Raw genomic sequence first — 17,925 nt, forward strand, 5'->3', positions numbered from 1 at the left:
TAAAAAAGAGGTTCAACTGCAAAAAATGATGCTGCTGAACCTCTTTTTTTGTTGTAATTTATTATTTCGATGTTTTCATCGAGAGCTTTTCCAAGAAGTAAACGATGGCGTAGCCTAAAACCATCAGGCCGACAGCTTCCCAAACAAGTTGATTCGGCATGATGTTGGCTTCGACTAAAGGCTTTACAATGCCGTGGCTGTCCGTATAAGTCTCGATCGTTTCCTTCCAGGGCCAAACCTTGTTTAGCGAACCGAGCATAAAACCGGCCAATACGGAGATCGTAATGTCGTGGAACCGGCGGAGAGCGAACGAAAGCACACGGGAGAAACTGGTGATACCGATTGCCGCACCGCAGATAAACACTAACATTACGGGAATATTGAATGTCTTTACCGCCTCCATGATATAAAAATATTTGCCTAACAGCACTAAAATGAAACTACCCGATATACCCGGCAGGATCATGGCACAGATGGCTATCGCTCCGCAAAGGAAGATAAAGAACAGGTTGGAAGGTGTCTCGGCTGGTGTCGCAACCGTTATGTAGAATGCAATAACGATCCCGATGATATAACTCAGGATCGTTTTCCAATCCCATTTCTTGATATCTTTGGAAACGAACCAGGTGGAAGCAAGTACCAATCCGAAGAAGAAGGACCAGACCAGAATAGGGTGGTCTGTCAACAGCCAGGTAATGATTTTTGCCAATGAGAAGATACTGATCCCGATCCCTGCAATGATGGATAGCAGGAAGTTGGCATTGATTGCTTTCCAGAATGCCGCGATTTTTCCGGTAAAAAGCAGTTTGAGACTGGCTCCGTTAATGCTTTTGATCGAGTCGATCAACTCTTCATAGATTCCGACAATGAAGGCGATGGTCCCGCCTGATACGCCAGGCACGACGTCTGCCGCACCCATACCCATGCCTTTTAGAACTAAGAGGCCGTAGTCTTTTAGATTTCTTTTCATGTTTAATTATTATTATCCTTATTCTTGAGGAATTCTTTCACCAGGTCTTCCGGTGGAATATGTTTGCTGCCGATACGCTCGATTATCCCTTCATAACTGAGCCCGGCATTTTTTAGATAATCGAGCAATTCTTCGGGAGATGTCTGCCTGTAGTGCTCACCGAAATGTTTCATATCTCCTTTTGCCAGATATGCCATTGCCATATGAAGATGCATATAAGGCATTTCCGGACTGCCTTCCAACACTTTCTTATAGTATTGTAAGGCTTTGTCAATATCTCCTTTCATAAACAAATATTGGCCGGCACGGTATAAGCTCTCGAAGTCTTCTTGCTGCTTGTCTTCCACTTGGTCGAGGGCGGTGAAAAGGCGTTCAGTTGCTTCCATAGCCTTGTGTTCGTCTCCGTTTTCCAGATATGTAAGGGCCAGTAAGGAAAGGATGCGGATATTCTTCGGGAATAGCCTGGACGCTTGCATCAGGGCATCAGAGGCTTCTTTGTCACGTCCTGTTTCGACACAACATCGGATATAATTGATATAAATGCTTGAATCTTTCAGCTGACGGTTCTGTCTTAGTAGCTCTTTCAGCAAAACATAAGCCTTTTCGTAGTTCTCCAGCTTAATGTAGCATTCGGCAAGCAGGGGAGTGATGCGAATGTGGATATCGTCGGTCGTTGCAATATCATTATATACCTCGATTGCCTTCTCGTAATTTTCGTTCATGTACAGGCAATAGGCCTTCAGAATCTTCAACTCTTCGTTCGAATCGTCGCATGTGAGGGCAAAGTCGAATGCTTCGATCGCTTTCTCATAGTCTCCGCTGATGGAATAGAGGCGACCCAAAGTGAACCAGTAGTCGTTGGAGTAGGGGTTCTTGTCGATCAGTTCGTTACAGACCTCGATCGCTCTTTTTATATCGCCCTCTATTTCTAAATTATAGCAAAGCTCGTCTTTCAGGATCAGGTTGTCCGGGAAAAGCATAAGTCCGCGATTGATGAAATCGTGTGCTTCCTTAGTCATTTCCACATCCCCTAAGATTGGTGCGATATATTCGAATAGCGTTTCTAAATACTCGCATTTGTTGGCGATGAGTTTTTCTACATGTCCGATTACTTTGTCATACGAATCTTGCATGACGTAACATTCGAGACGCAGCATGTCGAGATCTTGATTGTCGGTTTCAGCTATTGATTCGATCAGAGCGAGCGCACTGTCATAGTCCTCGTTGTAGACATACGACTTGCATTGCCTGATCTGCAAATCGGGATTACCGGGATGAAGCCGTAGCCCTAGAGCCAGGACTTCATCATAGTAAGTATAATCATCAGATTCTTCAAAACTGTCCAACAGTTCATCGATTTCATCGGCATCAAAATAGGCGTCCTTACCTTCCTGGTGGCCGGTCAGATAACGTTGTAACAGGCGTGAAATATCTTTTTTCTTCATACTATATAATTGTTAATCAATGTGCCAATATGCCAATGCAATTGCATTCTTCCATTGGCACATTATCCCATTGGGATATTATTTATCTTTTACCTTGCTCCATGTATCTTTCAAGGATACTGTGCGGTTGAAGACTAATTTATCGACTGTAGAATCTTTATCTACATTGAAATAGCCGATACGCTGGAACTGTAGGTAGTCGAGCGGTTTGGAGTCTGCCAGGAACTTTTCGACATAACAATTTGTCAATACTTTCAAGGAGTCCGGGTTGATGATCTCTTTCATTGCTTCTAAAGGCGAGCAGTTTTTTGCTTCGCGGATAGCCGCCATCTCGTCGCGCGGGTTTTCCACTTTCCACAGGCGGTCGTATAGACGGACTTCTGCCGGCAGACAGTGTGCACAACTCAACCAATGGAGCGTACCTTTTACTTTCCGGTTGCTGTCCGGCATTCCGCTCTTGGTGTTCGGGTCGTATTCGCAATAGATTTCCGTAATCTCGCCGTTCTCGTCTTTCTTGCAGCCTGTACATTTTACGATATAAGCGTTTTTCAAGCGAACTTCCTGGCCGGGAGTCATACGGAAAAATTTCTTCGGAGCATCTTCCATAAAGTCTTCCCGTTCGATCCACAGCTCGCGGCTGAATTCGATCGTATGGCTACCTGCCGACAGATCTTCCGGATTGTTGATCGCCTCCATCTCTTCCACTTGCCCTTCCGGATAATTGGTGATAATGAGTTTAACCGGGTTCAACACGGCCGATACACGGGTTGCACGAGTATTGAGGTCTTCGCGGACGGCACTTTCCAGTAGCGCAAATTCATTCAGTGCATCATAAGTGGTATAGCCGATCTTGTCGATGAACTTATGAATTGCTTCCGGTGAATAACCGCGACGGCGGAAACCGCAGATTGTCGGCATACGGGGATCGTCCCAGTCGTGTACCAAGCCTTCTTTTACAAGGATCAGCAGGTTGCGTTTGCTCATCAGCGTGTAACTTAGGTTCAGTTTATTGAACTCCGTCTGACGCGGACGGTTGTCGTTCAGATCCTTGCCCTCTTTCAACCAGTCGATGAACAGATCGTACAACGGACGATGCACGACAAATTCAAGTGTACACAACGAGTGAGTGACACCTTCGAAGAAGTCGCTCTGTCCGTGTGCAAAGTCGTACATCGGGTATGCTTTCCACTTGTCGCCCGTACGGTGGTGCGGAGTCTTGACGATACGGTAGATGATCGGGTCGCGGAAGTGCATGTTTGGATTTGCCATGTCGATCTTGGCACGCAATACCATCGAACCTTCTTCCAACTCGCCGCTGTTCATCTTGTGGAACAGCTCCAGGTTCTCTTCGATCGGGCGGTCACGGTAGGGACTGTTTGTTCCCGGTTGTGTCGGTGTCCCCTTCTGGGAGGCGATCTGTTCGGAAGTCTGCTCGTCGATGTATGCTTTTCCCTCCTTGATCAACTGGATAGCGAAGTCCCAGAGTTGCTGGAAGTAGTCGGATGCGTAATATATGTTATTCCAGTGGTAACCCAACCATTCGATGTCTTCTTTGATGGCGTCCACATATTCCAGATCTTCTTTTACCGGATTGGTATCGTCGAAGCGTAGGTTGCAAACACCTCCATATTTTTGTGCAATGCCGAAATCCAGACAGATGGCTTTGGCATGTCCGATATGCAGGTATCCGTTTGGTTCGGGCGGGAAGCGTGTTTGCACACGTCCCTTGTTTTTGCCTTCCGCCAAATCTTTTTCCACCATTGCTTCAATGAAGTTCAAGCTCTTTTTACCTTCTTCTTCGTTTGTTTTGATATCGCTCATCTTTGTAGTTAATTTGTCTATTCAAAGTTTGCAAAGATAGTGAAATAAAGGCCGGAATGCAACTGTTTTGCAACTTTTCTTTTGTCCTGTTTTTTCAGAAGGGAAGAGCTCTCGCACGCATTTCTCTTTTCGAACGAAGTGAGAGAGATTTACTTTTCTTTACTTTACTTTTCTTTTCTTTGTGTACTTAAATGCCGTTTTGGGGGAGTTTTTTCCGACAAAACCCGAGTTTTGGAGAAATTTATTATTTGACTTATTGTTGTTTTTGATGGTTGAAAAAGCACTTGTTTTTGTCTGTATTGATATCTGAATACACTTGCATGGAACAGTAATTACACTTGCATGGAATTACAAATGCACTTGTATGGATTTCCTCGCTGTCTTTAGGTTAGGGTTATTGTATTAAATCAGGCTTATTAGAAGCGCAATGTTTAAGAAGGTTACAAGTGCTCCTAAAGTGACTAAAATGATCGTTGTGGATCGTGAATTCACAAATTTGCCCATCACTTTTTTACTGGATGTCAGGTAAACTTGTGTAAAAACTGTGATTGGTAACTGTATACTTAGCAGCATCTGCGAATAGATCAAGCCTTTGAACGGATCACCCACGACAAATATGATAAGCAGGGCTGGGATGAACGACAACAAGACTCCTAATTTGGAATGGAGGTCTTTGTGGTTATAAGCTTCACCATATAACCCTGCAAAGATGGATGCTCCGGCTATTCCAGAGGTGATTGTGGAGGAAATACCTGCCAGCAGGAGTGCTCCGGCGAATATGATACCTGCATTATTTCCGACCAATGGTACTAATAGCTGTTGTGCCTGGTCCAGTTCGTCTACCGCAATATTCTGTTTGAAGAAGGTTGCTGCTGCCAGTATAATCATGGCAGAGTTGATCGCCCAGCCGATAACCATCGATAACAGTGTATCGTAGAACTCATATTTCAATTGTTTTTTGATCACCGATTCGTCCTCAAGGTTCCATTCGCGGCTCTGTATGACTTCCGAGTGAAGAAACAAATTGTGGGGCATGACAACGGCTCCCAGTACACTCATGATGATTAGCATGGAGTTCTCCGGGAAAGTCGGTTTTATCCATCCTTCGATGGCTGCTTCCCATTGTACGTCTACTAATGCCAGCTCATAGAGAAACGAAAGTCCGATGATTGAGACGAACATGATAATCCAGCGTTCTATTTTGCTGTACGTATTGGTAAGTAACATTCCGAGGCAGACAACCGTCACGATGACTGCGCCTACTTTGATTGGCATTCCGAATAGCATCCGCAGAGCAATGGCACCTCCCAACACCTCGGCAAGCGAGGTCGAAATGCTGGCCAGCATGGCGGAGATCAGGATGGGACGGCTCAGTACGCGTGGCATATATTTGTTGGTTGCCTCCGAAAGGCAAAGTCCAGTCACGATCCCCAAGTGGGCGACATTATGCTGGATGATGATCAGCATGATGGAAGAAAATGTGACAACCCAGAGCAAGGCATAACCGAATTCGGAGCCCGCAGCCAGATTGGTAGCCCAGTTCCCCGGATCGATAAAACCTACGGTAACAAGTAATCCTGGCCCGATATACTTTAACAGGTCCAAAGCGCCGGCACTCGGACGGTGGTTGATTTTGAGTTTGTCTAATATGTTCATATTAATAGTTTATGTTATTGTTGTGCATGATGATTCATCAGTGAACTAACAAATAAGGCAAGCCTACGATATTATACACCGATAAATTCTCATTTACCATCCAAAGATATAAAATATTTAATGGTGGAAATGTTTATGATAATTGATAATTTTTATCGGCTGATTATTTCCCTTTTAGGGGAATGTCAGTACGAATGTTGTCCGTTTGGCGGCCGGTGCGCTCTTCAGGGCGATGCTGCCTCCCGAAAGGCGCATGATCTGACGGGAGATGGATAGTCCGATGCCACTGCCGCCCTCTTTGGTGGTAAAGAATGGAACGAAAATGTGTTCGGCCTCTTCTTGCGGAATAACAGGCCCGTTATTGCTGACTTCAATCAGGACGGCTTCTTCTTCGTTACAATAGGCTTTTACTTCGATTAGACCATCCGCTTGCTCGCAACCGATTGCCTGCATGGCGTTTTTCAGCAGATTCAAGACAACTTGCGAGATCAAATTCTCGTCTGCATAGACGATCAGGTCGGAAGGCTCTACACTGACGTTGATCGTAATGTTGGGAAAATTAGTATGATGTCGAGCCAGCTTTACCATGCGTTCCGCAAATTTCTGGACATAAAATAGAGTGGGCTCCGGCGTCGGAATATGCGTGAATTTACGGTATGACTCCACAAAAGAAATTAGGCTCTTCCCTGTTGTGCTGATTACTTCCAACCCGTTGCGTATCTCGTCATCCGCGTTTTGGTGCAAAGAGAGAAGTGTGTCGCTTAGAGATGTGATAGGAGTGACTGAATTCATGATTTCATGCGTTAAGACGCGTGTCAGGCGAATCCATGAATCGATTTCCTTATCGTCCAGCTCACTATTAATGTCGTTAATTGCTAAAATGCGTACATGTTTGTCCTGTAGTGTCATTTCCGAAACACGGATAGACAGGTGAACGTTGCCACGTTCATTGGTAAAAGATATCTGATGTTTGTCGCCAGGTTGGATGTTTTGTATGACGGTTTTCAGGTTCTCGTCTATACGAGCAAGCTGGCGTACATTCGTAAAGACGGCTAGTCCGAGCAAGCGCAAAGCCTCGTTGTTCGTCTGATAAATCACACCGTTGTCATCGAGCACTATAATACCAGTATTGACGCAGTTCATAATCAGTTCGTAATATTTTTCTTTCTGGGCGGCATCCGCTTTGGCCTGGAAAAGAATCTGCGTGATGCGGTTAAGCGATTCGCTAACCAGTTTGTCGTTCGACGAGCGTCCACGTGTCGCATATCGGAAAGCATAGTCACTGTTGTCTATCGCATCGAACATGAAAGCTACCTTTTGGGCGTTTCGCTTGTCGGACAGCAGGACTAACCTGAGGAAGAAGGACCACACGGATAAGATCGGGACAAACCACACCCATTCCTGCTGGAGAACTAAATAAGTACCGGCTATTGTCAGAAGTATGAAAACAGCAATACGGAGATAGAAATTATGGTAAAGTCCTTTCAACAACATTATAGTTCGTATCGTTTAATCTTGTTGTATAAAGTCTGGCGGGAAATACCTAACTGGCTTGCAACAAGTGACAAATTTCCACTATACTTGTCCATCGCGTTTTTAATCATGTTATATTCCATCTCTTCCAAGGTTGTCGCCTCTTTTGTCACCGGCTTTTTTTTCGCCCGTGGAAAATCGAAATCGTTGCCGTCCAACACACTCCTTTCGGCAATGATGACGGCTTTTTCGATTGTGTGTTCGAGTTCCCGGATATTCCCGAACCAAGGTTGCGCTTTCAGCTTCTCTTTGGCATCCAGGCTGAGACACATGGCTGTTTTTCCATATATCTTGGTATATTTGGAAAGGAATATTTCGGTAAGGGGTACGATGTCTTCCGGTCGTTCTCTGAGTGGCGGTATCTCCACATGAATCGTATTGATACGATAGAGCAGATCCTCGCGAAAATCTCCTTTCTGTACCATTTCCTGTAAGTCACGGTTGGTGGCACAAATCAGGCGAATATTGACCGGGATAGGCGTATTGCTTCCTACACGGACGATGCTACGGCGTTGCAAAGCAGTCAATAATTTGGCTTGCAAATGGTAGGAGAGGTTTCCTATCTCGTCAAGAAACAGTGTACCTTTGTTGGCAACCTCGAATTTCCCCGGACGGTCTGCCCGAGCATCGGTAAATGCACCTTTGACATGTCCAAACAGTTCGCTTTCGAAAAGAGTTTCCGTGATGGCCCCCATATCGACTGGGACCAATGTCTCCTTTTTCCGGTTGGAAAGTAGATGGATCTCGCGGGCAAGCATCTCCTTACCTGTCCCGTTTTCCCCAGTCACCAATATGTTGGCATCCGTCCGGGCTACTTTTTCAATTAGGGAACGAAGTTGCTGCATGGCGTTACTTTCCCCCCAAAACATTCCGCTTTCTTTGGAAACGACGAGTTTGTCTGTGGCGATCGAAATGCCTTTACGGTTTGCCGTCCGGATATTATAGGCCGTTTTCAATGTTTCCAGCAGTTTGGCGTTATCCCAGGGCTTGACCACGAAATCGGCCGCTCCTTCCTTGATTCCCCGTACGGCAAGGTCGATGTCCGCATAGGCCGTGAAAAGAACGACCTGTATCGAAGCATCTTCCTTTTTTATTTCCGAAAGCCAGAACAACCCTTCGTTGCCGGTATTGATACCGGCACTGAAATTCATATCTAGTAAAACCACATCAATATTTTCATCATGCAGTGTGGCTTTTATTTTATTGGGAGTAGAGATCGTGATCACCTTCTCGAAGTAAGTGCCTAACAGCATCTGTACTGCGGTAAGGATTCCTTTGTTGTCGTCAACTACCAGTATAGTGCCTTGTTTTGTCATCTGTTTTTCTTGTATGTCTGCTGCAAAGATAATTTGTTCTGCTGAGTAACTGATAATTTAAAAGAAATTTTGTTGTTTTACTGGTAGTCTTGTTTTTGTCTGCCACTAATTATTAATTAGGGCATATGCCCAACTATCTTTATGCCATTATCGAACTTATCCGAGCAGAATAGAACCCTGCTCGGATGACGGTCATTGTCTAATTCTTTTACAGTATTGTCTAATTTTTTGACACTTGGTAAAAGTACTGAATTTGTTAACATGTTGTGATATAATGTTTTGACTGTTTTGGCACGCTCTTTGCATTTTATCAGGTAGAAAATAATATAGCAATGAAAAGAATTATATTTACAACAGTACTTTCTTTTGCTCTGGCAGCCTCGATAATGGCGCAGAATAAAATATGGAGTTTGGACGATTGCATGCGCTATGCAGTGGAGAACAGTCCGAAGGTAAAGCAGCAGCTTTATACCAATAATACATACAAGGCTGAACATCAGTCCGCCATAGCCTCTTTTTTGCCTTCGATAAGTACACAAGTAGACGCTCAGTACCGATTCGGACGCTCTGTAGACCCGGAAACGAATACCTATGTAAACACTTCCACCTTTAATAACGGTTATGGGGTATACGCTTCTTTGCCGCTTTTCAGAGGTGGGCAGTTGATTAACCAATGGCGGTTGGCAAATGTGAATCGCTATATGGGGAGAAATGATTTGCAGAAGCAGAAAGATGATTTGGCAATCAGCATTATGGATGCGTTTATTACGGTTGTCTATTATCAGGGATTGGTGAAAATGTGTTCTGAAAAGTTGGAAGACAGCCAGCGTCTTTTATACAAAACGCGTCGCCAGGAAGAATTGGGTTTGAAAGGGAAGGCAGACGTTGCCCAGATCGAATCGCAGGTAGCTGGTGACGATTACAATCTGACGCATCAGCAGAACCTTTATAATACGGCGATGATGACCTTGAAGAACGCGATGAACTATCCGTCGGATTTGGCACTTGATGTCGATACGGTTGTTCCTCCCGTACAGGATATGTTGACCGAGGAATCTGTCAGTGCCATTCAAGATTATGCTATGGCAAATAATCCGACTGCTTTGCAGGCCGCTTTTCAATTGAAAGCTAGTAAAATGAATTACTTGATAACAAAAGGAAAATTACTTCCGACTCTTTCCGTCGAAGCTGGAATCAGTACCAGTTATTTTGAAAATCTGAAATCGGAAAACGCTCCCGTTGCTTTTAAAAACCAGTTTAAAAATAACCGTGGGGAATATATTTATTTTAGTTTTAGTTTTCCTTTTTTTGACGGCTTGTCTCGGATTACCAATATGCGCCGTGCCCGCAACAATGTCCGGATTGCTTATGAAAAGCAAACCGAAACACTTCGTCAGTTGCAGAAAGATGTAGAGCAAGCCGTTCTCGATCGGGAGGGCTATGCTAAAGAAACGATCCAAATGGAGAAGAAAGTAAAGGCCGATGCTTTGGCTTATCAGATAACCCTGCGTAAATTTGAGGAAGGACTGATGAGTCCACTCGATGTGCAGACAAATGCGACGATTTTGTTGAACTCAAAGGCTGATCTTTTACAGAGGCGTTTGCTGTACATAATGAAGTGCCGTCAGGTTGATTACTATAAAGGACAACCGTTGATTGGGAATTAAAAATCAAGAATTAAAAAATAAAAAAACATACAGTCATGGATATACAATTAGAAAAAAAGAAAGGTTTTCAAAAGAAGCATATTCCTTATGTAGCAGGTGGTGCTTTTTTCTTGATTTTGGTGGGATGGATTGTTTTCGGTGATCACGCTTCGACATTGAAAGTGGATGCCCGCGGTGTCAATATAGGGAATGTAACGAAAGAGCAATTTAACGATTTCGTTCGTGTGAACGGTCAGGTACAGCCCATTACGGTTGTGCAGCTCAGCCCGGAAGAAGGTGGTATCGTGCAGGAAAAAGTAGTGGAAGAAGGGGCACAGGTGAAGAAAGGGGATGTGATTATTCGTCTTTCCAATTCAAATCTCGACCTGCAGATCTTGGATGCTGAGGCACAGTTGGCGGAAAAGCAGAACTTTCTTCGTAATACACAGGTGACGATGGAACAGGACAAATTGAACAATCAATTGGAAAAAGCACAGCTGGATGTCGACATGACACGCTACCGTCGTGCTTATAACCAGCAGAAAAAGTTGTATGAAGAAAACTTGATTGCAAAGGAAGAATTCCTGAAAGCAAAAGAAGATTTTGAGTTGGCAAGTAAGAAATATGACTTGGTTGTGGAACGTTTGCGTCAGGATTCGATCTCTCGTACGATCCAGATGGACGAAATGGAAACTAGTTTGTCTAATATGCGTAAAAATATTGCTTTGGTTCATGAACGCAAGGAACATTTGAATGTCCGCTCGCAGATTGACGGTGAATTGGGATTGTTGGATGTCGTGTTGGGCCAAAATGTTTCGGCCGGACAGAAGATCGGACAAATAAACGATTTGTCGGACTACAAGATCGAAGCTTTGATCGATGAACATTATATCGACCGCGTGAAAAAGGGATTGTCCGCAACATTCGAACGTCAGGGGTCGGATTTTGAATTGAACGTACGCAAAGTCTATCCGGAAGTGCGAGACGGTAAGTTCCGTACGGATTTCGTCTTTACCGGTGAACGCCCAGATAATATCCGTAGCGGACAGACCTATTACATTAATCTGGAACTTGGACAGCCGACAGAAAGTATCATCATCCCGCGTGGAACCTTTTTTCAGAGCACAGGAGGTAGCTGGATATTCGTTCTTGACAAAGACGGCAAGAAAGCATATCGCCGCAAGATCAAGATTGGTCGCCAGAACCCGCAATATTACGAAGTCATCGATGGCCTTGAAGCGGGTGAAAAGGTAATAGTTTCCAGCTATGAAAGCTATAAGGACAACGAGGTGCTGGTACTTGAATAGTGGTTACCGAATGAACCGATTGTAACCGAACATGAGCGAGAAATCAATGACAAATGGAACAGTCACTTCTGCAGATGATAGAGCAGAAGTGACGTTGAAAAAACTTTTGTGTCCTGACCTATAACGCCAGTTGTATCTTTTCCATTCCTTTGCGGAAGTCTTCCATGATTTCTTTCATGACTTCGGACACGGTCTGCATTTCACGGAATAAGGATGCGACTTGTCCGATTTCCAGTTCGCCTTCTTGAAGATTTCCTTCGAAAATACCTTTCTTGGAACGGCCTTTTCCTAACAGTTCTTTCATTTCCTCGGCGGAAGCCCCACGGGCTTCGGCTTCTTCGACAGCTGTAGTGAATTCTCCTTTCACCAAACGGGTGGGGGAAAGTTTTTTCAACAAGAGCTTCGTGTCACCTTCGTTCAGGTTGAGACACAATTGTTTAAAGTTTTCATGTGCGGAACTTTCTTCTGTCAGGGCAAAACGGGTACCGATCTGAACCCCTTCGGCTCCGAGAGCGAAAGTTGCCAGCATGGCGTTACCTGTTCCGATACCGCCGGCAGCAATTAATGGGAGAGTCGTGGCACGGCGTACAGCAGGTATCAGGCAAAGAGTCGTTGTCTCTTCTCGCCCGTTATGCCCGCCAGCTTCAAAACCTTCAGCAACGATAGCATCGACACCGGCTTGTTCACATTTGACAGCAAATTTGGAGCTGCTGACGACATGGGCGACTTTTATCCCGTGTCCTTTTAGAAAGCCTGTCCAAGTTTTAGGATTGCCGGCTGAAGTGAAAACAATCTTCACACCTTCTTCCACCAATATATTCATCAAAGCGTCGATTTCCGGATACATCAAGGGTACGTTCACTCCGAAAGGTTTGTCGGTGGTTGACTGGCATTTACGGATATGTTCGCGTAAAACCTCAGGGTGCATGGAGCCGGCTCCTATCAGGCCGAGACCACCTGCGTTGCTGACTGCCGAGGCCAGCCGCCATCCGCTGCACCAAACCATTCCGCCTTGAATAACAGGGTATTGAATACCGAAAAGTTGGCAAATTCTATTCATATTTATCTTTTATTTAGTACATATAGACTGCAATATTAATAAAATATGTAGCTTATTCTTATCATCTATAGCTATATTTGTAACTTGTCGCAAGTTTTAAGTAAAAGCTATTGAGGATGTTTTTCTGTAGGAGATACCGTCTTTTTTGTTGAAATACGTGACTTATTTTGCTTCAAACAGGCAGAAAAAGTGCCGAAGATTCCCGTTTACAGGCTTTTTACACCCGGATGTGAACGGTCTTGACACCCGAGTGTGAATGATATCGAGACCCGGGTGTCAATGGTCTTATCTTATTATGTTATTGAAAATAAGTCATATGAAGAAAAATATCGGACAGGCAGTTAATGATAGTATGATAGATGGAATCGGCATCCATCATACCTACTATCATTGCTTGTGTCTATTGATATTCAATTGATAAAAGGAAATTAGTGATAGTATGACAGTTGTTTTTCAAATTAATCCTAGTAATAGGATAAAGCTGGCTGATGAAGGCTATGCAAAATTTATTTCGGGGAAATTTAAACAGGCTCTTAGTTTAATTCATACCTTTACACCAAGAACAAATAATAATTACAAATATGAATAAAACACTTATGGCTGCTGGACTTGCAGTTGTTTTAGGGGCATGCAACTCATCAAAGAAGAGTGATGGAGTTGATACTTCCGCCGTGAATCCATTCTTTACCGAGTACACGACACCGTTCGGCGTTCCTCCTTTTGAACAAATCAAAGTTGAACATTACAAACCTGCTTTCCTAAAAGGAATGGAGGAACAAACAGCAGAAGTAGAGGCGATCGTAAACAATCCGGACAAAGCTACTTTTGAGAATACGATTGTTGCACTGGACCGTAGTGGAGAATTGCTTATGAAGGTCGCTTATGCCTTCAGCGGTCAGGCGAGTGTCAACACAAACGACGAGATTCAGGCTCTTGAACAGGAACTTTCACCATTGCTCTCCAAACATAGTGACGATATCAGCCTGAATCCGAAACTTTTTGCCCGTGTGAAGTCTGTATATGAGAATCAGGCGAAGTTGAACTTGGATAAGGAGCAGAAGAAACTGCTTGAAGAAACTTATAAAGGGTTTGTCCGGGGCGGTGCTAACTTAGATGCCGACGAACAGGCGGAGCTTCGTAAACTGAACGAACAGATTTCTATGTTAGAACTGACTTTCGGACAAAATTCGTTAAAGGAGACGAATGCTTTCCAGCTCGTGGTCGATAAGAAAGAAGACTTGTCCGGTCTGCCTGAAACATTGATTGCCGCCGCCGCTACTACAGCTAAAGAGGCCGGACTGGATGGAAAGTGGGTTTTCACATTGCATAATCCGAGTGTGATGCCTTTCCTGCAATATGCCGACAATCGTGCTTTGCGTGAGAAAATCTATAAAGCCTATGTTTGTCGTGGCAATAACAATAATGCAAACGATAACAAGGATGTAATCAAGAAGTTGGTTGTCGCCCGTTTGGAAAAAGCCAAATTATTGGGCTATGAAGACTTTGCCGCATACGTGTTGGAAGAAAACATGGCGAAGAATGAAAAGAATGTATACGATTTGTTGAACAAGATCTGGATTCCCGCTCTTGTAAAAGCGAAGGAAGAGCTGGCGGATATCAATGCCGAGATTAAGAAAGAAGGTGGTAACTTCGAAGCGGAAGCCTGGGATTGGCGTTATTATTTCGAAAAAGCCAAGAAAGCGAAATTTGACTTGGACGAAAACGAAGTTCGTCCATACTTGGAGCTTAACAATGTCCGGGAAGGTGCTTTCTATGTGGCGAACAAACTGTATGGCATCACTTTTACTTCGTTGCAGGACATGCCGCTTCCCGATCCGGATGCCCAGGTTTTCGAATGTAAGGACAAGGATGGTACATCTTTAGGTGTACTTTATATGGACTTCTTTACTCGTCCGGGAAAGAGTGGTGGAGCATGGTGTGGTGGTTATCGCGACCAAACGTATAAGGATGGTAAGCGCATAACTCCGGTAGTGACGACTGTGTTTAATTTCTGTAAACCGGCAGATGGACAGCCTGCCTTGTTGAGTGTTGACGAGGCTGAAACTGTTTTCCACGAGTTCGGACATGCTTTGAATGGACTTTTTGCTGATGTCCATTATAATGGAGTGGCTGGTGTTCCCCGTGATTTCGTTGAACTTCCTTCGCAGGTAATGGAGCATTGGGTGTTCGAACCGGAAGTCTTGAAAGTTTATGCCAAGCATCATGAAACAGGCGAAGTGATCCCGCAGGCTATTGTCGATAAAATAGTGAAGAGTGGTAGATATGGACAAGGTTTTGCAACAACTGAATATGTGGCTTCTTCTTTGTTGGATATGGACTATCATGTTCTGAAAGAGGTTCCGGTGGATTTGAATATAGAAAAGTTTGAATTAGATGCTATGTATGGTCGAGGTTTGTTGAAGCAGATTGCTCCTCGTTATTGGGGCACATATTTCGGTCATACGATGGAAGGTGGTTATACAGCTGGCTACTACAGCTACATTTGGGCGGAAGTGCTGGATTGTGATGCTTTCGAGGCGTTTAAAGAAACGGGGGACATCTTCAGTCCCGAAGTGGCCGCCAAATTTCGTACATACGTTTTGTCTCCGGGCGGTATTGATGAAGGTATGGATATGTACAAAAATTTTCGAGGTAAGGAACCGGACACGGAGCCTTTATTGAAGAACAGAGGTCTTAAATAATCTTATAATCAGATATTAGAAGATGAAACAGACAGGATATAAGATGAAAGAATATGGTATACCAACAAAGCGGTATTGCCAGACATTGGATCTGAAAGATGATCCCGAACTGATCTCTGAATATCGGAAACGGCATACGGAGAACGAAGCATGGCCGGAGATTCTGCAAGGTATACGGAGTGTCGGTATTTTAGAAATGGAGATTTATATCTTGGATAACCGTCTTTTTATGATCGTGGAGACTCCGTTCGATTTTGATTGGGACGAGGCTTTTGCACGGTTGGCTACTTTGCCTCGCCAGGAGGAGTGGGAAACGTATATGTCCATCTTTCAGGTTGCCCGCCCGGGTGCAACATCTGCCGAGAAATGGCGGATGATGGAGCGGATATTTCATTTATATTGATCCCGAAATAGCTGATCTGGCTTAAGAAAATATAGGCGAAATAAAAGAAAAGGGGGCACTTCAATTTTGATGTCCCCTTTTACTTTTTTATTTGGATTTGAATTTATTTTATTGTTACAGTCAGTGGCTCTTTCAGATTTTGCGCGAATTTCTGTACATAATCGAACCATTTGCTGGAGTTTTCAAATCCCCATTTGCTCCAACCGGCACCACTATAATATGTATAGCTACAACCAGGGGTGTAGGTGCTGTAAGCCAAAACATGGCCGTCTGCGCCTCGTTCAGCCTTTTCTTTGTCGGAGAATGTGATAGCTTTAGCTTCGTTAACCTTCTCCGGGAATACGGCTGCTACATAAATTTGTCCGTTTACGGGATCAGCAGGATCGGCATAGGCAATGTAACCTTTTGCTGTATCGGCCTGATAGTCTTTGCTCGGCTCGTGCAAAACGATACCGGTTACAACCGGGGTCGCTTCGGTCAGATTATCGTAAGTGATTGTGAACTTATTCATTTGGGAACCTGCATCGAGAGAAATTATGCGGTTTTCGATCACATTATTGTTCCCTTTCACAGTCAGAGGATTGTAAACCAGCTTTACAGTGAAACGTAACGGACCGTTGTCTAAAATTTGGTAGTCTTTGTAGCAATACGGATAGACGATAGAGTCGTTTGCTAATAGAGCGGAAGTTCCGGCTCCCAATGTTGGGCCTACCTTATAGTAATCCAATCCGTTACCATGATCGATATGATAGGAAACAGATTCGGACAATTGCTGTGCTGCTTTCGGGTCGGTCTTGCGCAGTTCTGCAATCTTAGCTCTTGTTTCCGGATCTAGTTCGGTTTTGTAACGCATGTCGACAATCGGTTCGGATACACATTTTACCCAAATATCGCAACCATAAGCTTTCTCGCCGGTAGCTTGCAAGGCCGGACCGTAGGTACGGAAGGCGATACGGTCGTTTTCCCAGGCAATATCGTCCACTCGTTCGGGATATTGTTTACCGCAGGCAATTGTTTTGAACGCTTCAGGTGTTCCTGGGGTGATCTTGTAGGTCACGTTTTCACCCCCCTTGACGGAAACAGGAAAAATAATCTTGTTGTCATACGTTATCTGATAGGGAACTTGCGAGCCTGTATTGTCAGAAATGATGAATGTCTCACCCTTCAGTTTGGTGATGGCGTCCGAAGTGATTTCGGTGATTTCGTTTGTGCGGTCTGTGGTAGACGGATTACTGATGGTTATCTCGACCACCTTCTCTTGCGTGCACGCAAACGCGGAGGCCGCTAACAATAAGCTGAAAATCTTTTTCATAAATTTGTTATGTGTTTAATTTTAATGTATTTGTTGATATTGGTTTCTCAAAATCCGGTTGTAAAAGTAGGAATATTCATTAAGTTTTCAAAAGTAAGCATCAGTTTGTTGAGCCGATTTCGGAAATTATCCGCCTGGGTGAAGAAATTTGTTCCAGAAACAAGAATCTTTTCCTCACTCATCAATGAACGGTAACTGAAACGGGGTTGATCGTCGATTTCGATTGGTGCAATCTTTCCCGATAGAGTCCGGCATACATCTCCTAACAGAATCTGATCTAAGGTCATAAGTCCGTACAGAATGGAACCCTGTGTTGCCCCTTTTATGGAAACTGTTTTCTCGGATACGGATAACAGGTAATGTCCATCTCCTTTGGCTGAAGGATCCAGTATGAGGCGAATGACGGAACTGCCGGATCCGGAAGAGGATAGAGTTGGTGTTTTCCCTGTTCTTTGTCGCAAGATGTCTTTTAACTCTGCAATGCAAAAAGCATCCTCCGGCAGATTCGTTTGTATGGTCGTCTTTCCGCTTATGATGAAATCTTTCTTACTTTCGATTTGTTTGACTTGGTTCGGCATAGGAAGCAATGCTGACAAATTATCTTGCGCCGACAAGTATCCGGCAAACAGCAACATGTATGTGATAAGTTTGTATTTTTTCATGAATTTAATTTTGACATTTCACCTGCAAAAATACGTAAATAAAGCGGGGCGTGATCTTTGGTTTTTGTAAAAAAGTGGAATTAATTGGTCTA

Annotated in this window: 13 protein-coding genes; 4 read left to right on the top strand and 9 right to left on the bottom strand. The window is 44.1% G+C overall.

What is annotated here, in order from left to right:
• Positions 1-61: 61 nt before the first annotated feature.
• The 6 genes from NQ542_RS03175 to NQ542_RS03200 form a co-directional block, all read right to left on the bottom strand.
• Positions 62-970 carry a DUF368 domain-containing protein gene (locus NQ542_RS03175; RefSeq protein ID WP_005638997.1) on the bottom strand — a complete coding sequence of 303 codons (909 nt, stop codon included), beginning with the start codon at positions 968-970 and terminating at the stop codon, positions 62-64.
• Between the two features lie 2 nt (positions 971-972).
• Entirely contained in the window at positions 973-2,415 is a 1,443-nt protein-coding gene (locus NQ542_RS03180; protein WP_005638999.1) for a tetratricopeptide repeat protein, read from the bottom strand.
• A 78-nt stretch (positions 2,416-2,493) separates the two neighbouring features.
• Positions 2,494-4,236: a glutamine--tRNA ligase/YqeY domain fusion protein gene (locus tag NQ542_RS03185; RefSeq protein WP_005639001.1), complete on the bottom strand. Its 1,743-nt coding sequence runs from the start codon at positions 4,234-4,236 to the stop codon at positions 2,494-2,496.
• A 402-nt stretch (positions 4,237-4,638) separates the two neighbouring features.
• Positions 4,639-5,892, bottom strand: coding sequence for an Nramp family divalent metal transporter (locus tag NQ542_RS03190; protein WP_005639006.1), 1,254 nt, complete (start codon positions 5,890-5,892; stop codon positions 4,639-4,641).
• 174 nt (positions 5,893-6,066) lie between these two features.
• Positions 6,067-7,386, bottom strand: coding sequence for a sensor histidine kinase (locus NQ542_RS03195; protein WP_005639008.1), 1,320 nt, complete (start codon positions 7,384-7,386; stop codon positions 6,067-6,069).
• The gene (locus tag NQ542_RS03200; protein ID WP_005639010.1) at positions 7,386-8,741 is read right to left on the bottom strand and encodes a sigma-54-dependent transcriptional regulator; all 1,356 of its coding nucleotides are present in this window, start codon (positions 8,739-8,741) and stop codon (positions 7,386-7,388) included. Before NQ542_RS03200 ends, NQ542_RS03195 begins: the two co-directional genes overlap by 1 nt.
• Before the next feature lie 332 nt (positions 8,742-9,073).
• On the opposite strand from NQ542_RS03200, the gene NQ542_RS03205 reads away from it, so the two are divergent.
• Together NQ542_RS03205 and NQ542_RS03210 are read left to right on the top strand one after the other, a co-directional pair.
• Positions 9,074-10,408: a TolC family protein gene (locus NQ542_RS03205; RefSeq protein ID WP_005639014.1), complete on the top strand. Its 1,335-nt coding sequence runs from the start codon at positions 9,074-9,076 to the stop codon at positions 10,406-10,408.
• Positions 10,409-10,443: 35 nt separating this feature from the next.
• The gene (locus tag NQ542_RS03210) at positions 10,444-11,694 is read left to right on the top strand and encodes an efflux RND transporter periplasmic adaptor subunit (RefSeq protein WP_005639016.1); all 1,251 of its coding nucleotides are present in this window, start codon (positions 10,444-10,446) and stop codon (positions 11,692-11,694) included.
• A gap of 118 nt (positions 11,695-11,812) precedes the next feature.
• On the opposite strand, the gene NQ542_RS03215 is transcribed toward NQ542_RS03210, so the two are convergent.
• On the bottom strand, positions 11,813-12,754 hold the full coding sequence (locus NQ542_RS03215; protein WP_005639018.1) for an NAD(P)H-dependent flavin oxidoreductase: 942 nt from the start codon (positions 12,752-12,754) through the stop codon (positions 11,813-11,815).
• A gap of 581 nt (positions 12,755-13,335) precedes the next feature.
• Between NQ542_RS03215 and NQ542_RS03220 the strand changes: the two genes are divergently transcribed.
• Positions 13,336-15,456, top strand: a complete 2,121-nt coding sequence (locus NQ542_RS03220; RefSeq protein WP_005639023.1) for a M3 family metallopeptidase — start codon at positions 13,336-13,338, stop codon at positions 15,454-15,456.
• Between the two features lie 22 nt (positions 15,457-15,478).
• Entirely contained in the window at positions 15,479-15,859 is a 381-nt protein-coding gene (locus NQ542_RS03225; RefSeq protein ID WP_005639024.1) for an L-rhamnose mutarotase, read from the top strand.
• A 103-nt stretch (positions 15,860-15,962) separates the two neighbouring features.
• On the opposite strand, the gene NQ542_RS03230 is transcribed toward NQ542_RS03225, so the two are convergent.
• Positions 15,963-17,171, bottom strand: a complete 1,209-nt coding sequence (locus tag NQ542_RS03230) for a DUF4861 domain-containing protein (RefSeq protein WP_005639025.1) — start codon at positions 17,169-17,171, stop codon at positions 15,963-15,965.
• Positions 17,172-17,218: 47 nt separating this feature from the next.
• Positions 17,219-17,833 carry a glycoside hydrolase family 20 zincin-like fold domain-containing protein gene (locus NQ542_RS03235; protein WP_005639026.1) on the bottom strand — a complete coding sequence of 205 codons (615 nt, stop codon included), beginning with the start codon at positions 17,831-17,833 and terminating at the stop codon, positions 17,219-17,221.
• Positions 17,834-17,925 lie beyond the last annotated feature (92 nt).

The sequence above is a fragment of the Parabacteroides merdae ATCC 43184 genome, assembly GCF_025151215.1.
Classification (GTDB): domain Bacteria; phylum Bacteroidota; class Bacteroidia; order Bacteroidales; family Tannerellaceae; genus Parabacteroides; species Parabacteroides merdae.

Coding starts and splice junctions, on each gene's coding strand:
- NQ542_RS03205 (WP_005639014.1), top strand. CDS start 9,074: ATGAAAAGAATTATATTTACAACAGTACTTTCTTTTGCTCTGGCAGCC.
- NQ542_RS03215 (WP_005639018.1), bottom strand. CDS start 12,754: ATGAATAGAATTTGCCAACTTTTCGGTATTCAATACCCTGTTATTCAA.
- NQ542_RS03180 (WP_005638999.1), bottom strand. CDS start 2,415: ATGAAGAAAAAAGATATTTCACGCCTGTTACAACGTTATCTGACCGGC.
- NQ542_RS03175 (WP_005638997.1), bottom strand. CDS start 970: ATGAAAAGAAATCTAAAAGACTACGGCCTCTTAGTTCTAAAAGGCATG.
- NQ542_RS03185 (WP_005639001.1), bottom strand. CDS start 4,236: ATGAGCGATATCAAAACAAACGAAGAAGAAGGTAAAAAGAGCTTGAAC.
- NQ542_RS03195 (WP_005639008.1), bottom strand. CDS start 7,386: ATGTTGTTGAAAGGACTTTACCATAATTTCTATCTCCGTATTGCTGTT.
- NQ542_RS03210 (WP_005639016.1), top strand. CDS start 10,444: ATGGATATACAATTAGAAAAAAAGAAAGGTTTTCAAAAGAAGCATATT.
- NQ542_RS03200 (WP_005639010.1), bottom strand. CDS start 8,741: ATGACAAAACAAGGCACTATACTGGTAGTTGACGACAACAAAGGAATC.
- NQ542_RS03230 (WP_005639025.1), bottom strand. CDS start 17,171: ATGAAAAAGATTTTCAGCTTATTGTTAGCGGCCTCCGCGTTTGCGTGC.
- NQ542_RS03225 (WP_005639024.1), top strand. CDS start 15,479: ATGAAACAGACAGGATATAAGATGAAAGAATATGGTATACCAACAAAG.
- NQ542_RS03220 (WP_005639023.1), top strand. CDS start 13,336: ATGAATAAAACACTTATGGCTGCTGGACTTGCAGTTGTTTTAGGGGCA.
- NQ542_RS03235 (WP_005639026.1), bottom strand. CDS start 17,833: ATGAAAAAATACAAACTTATCACATACATGTTGCTGTTTGCCGGATAC.
- NQ542_RS03190 (WP_005639006.1), bottom strand. CDS start 5,892: ATGAACATATTAGACAAACTCAAAATCAACCACCGTCCGAGTGCCGGC.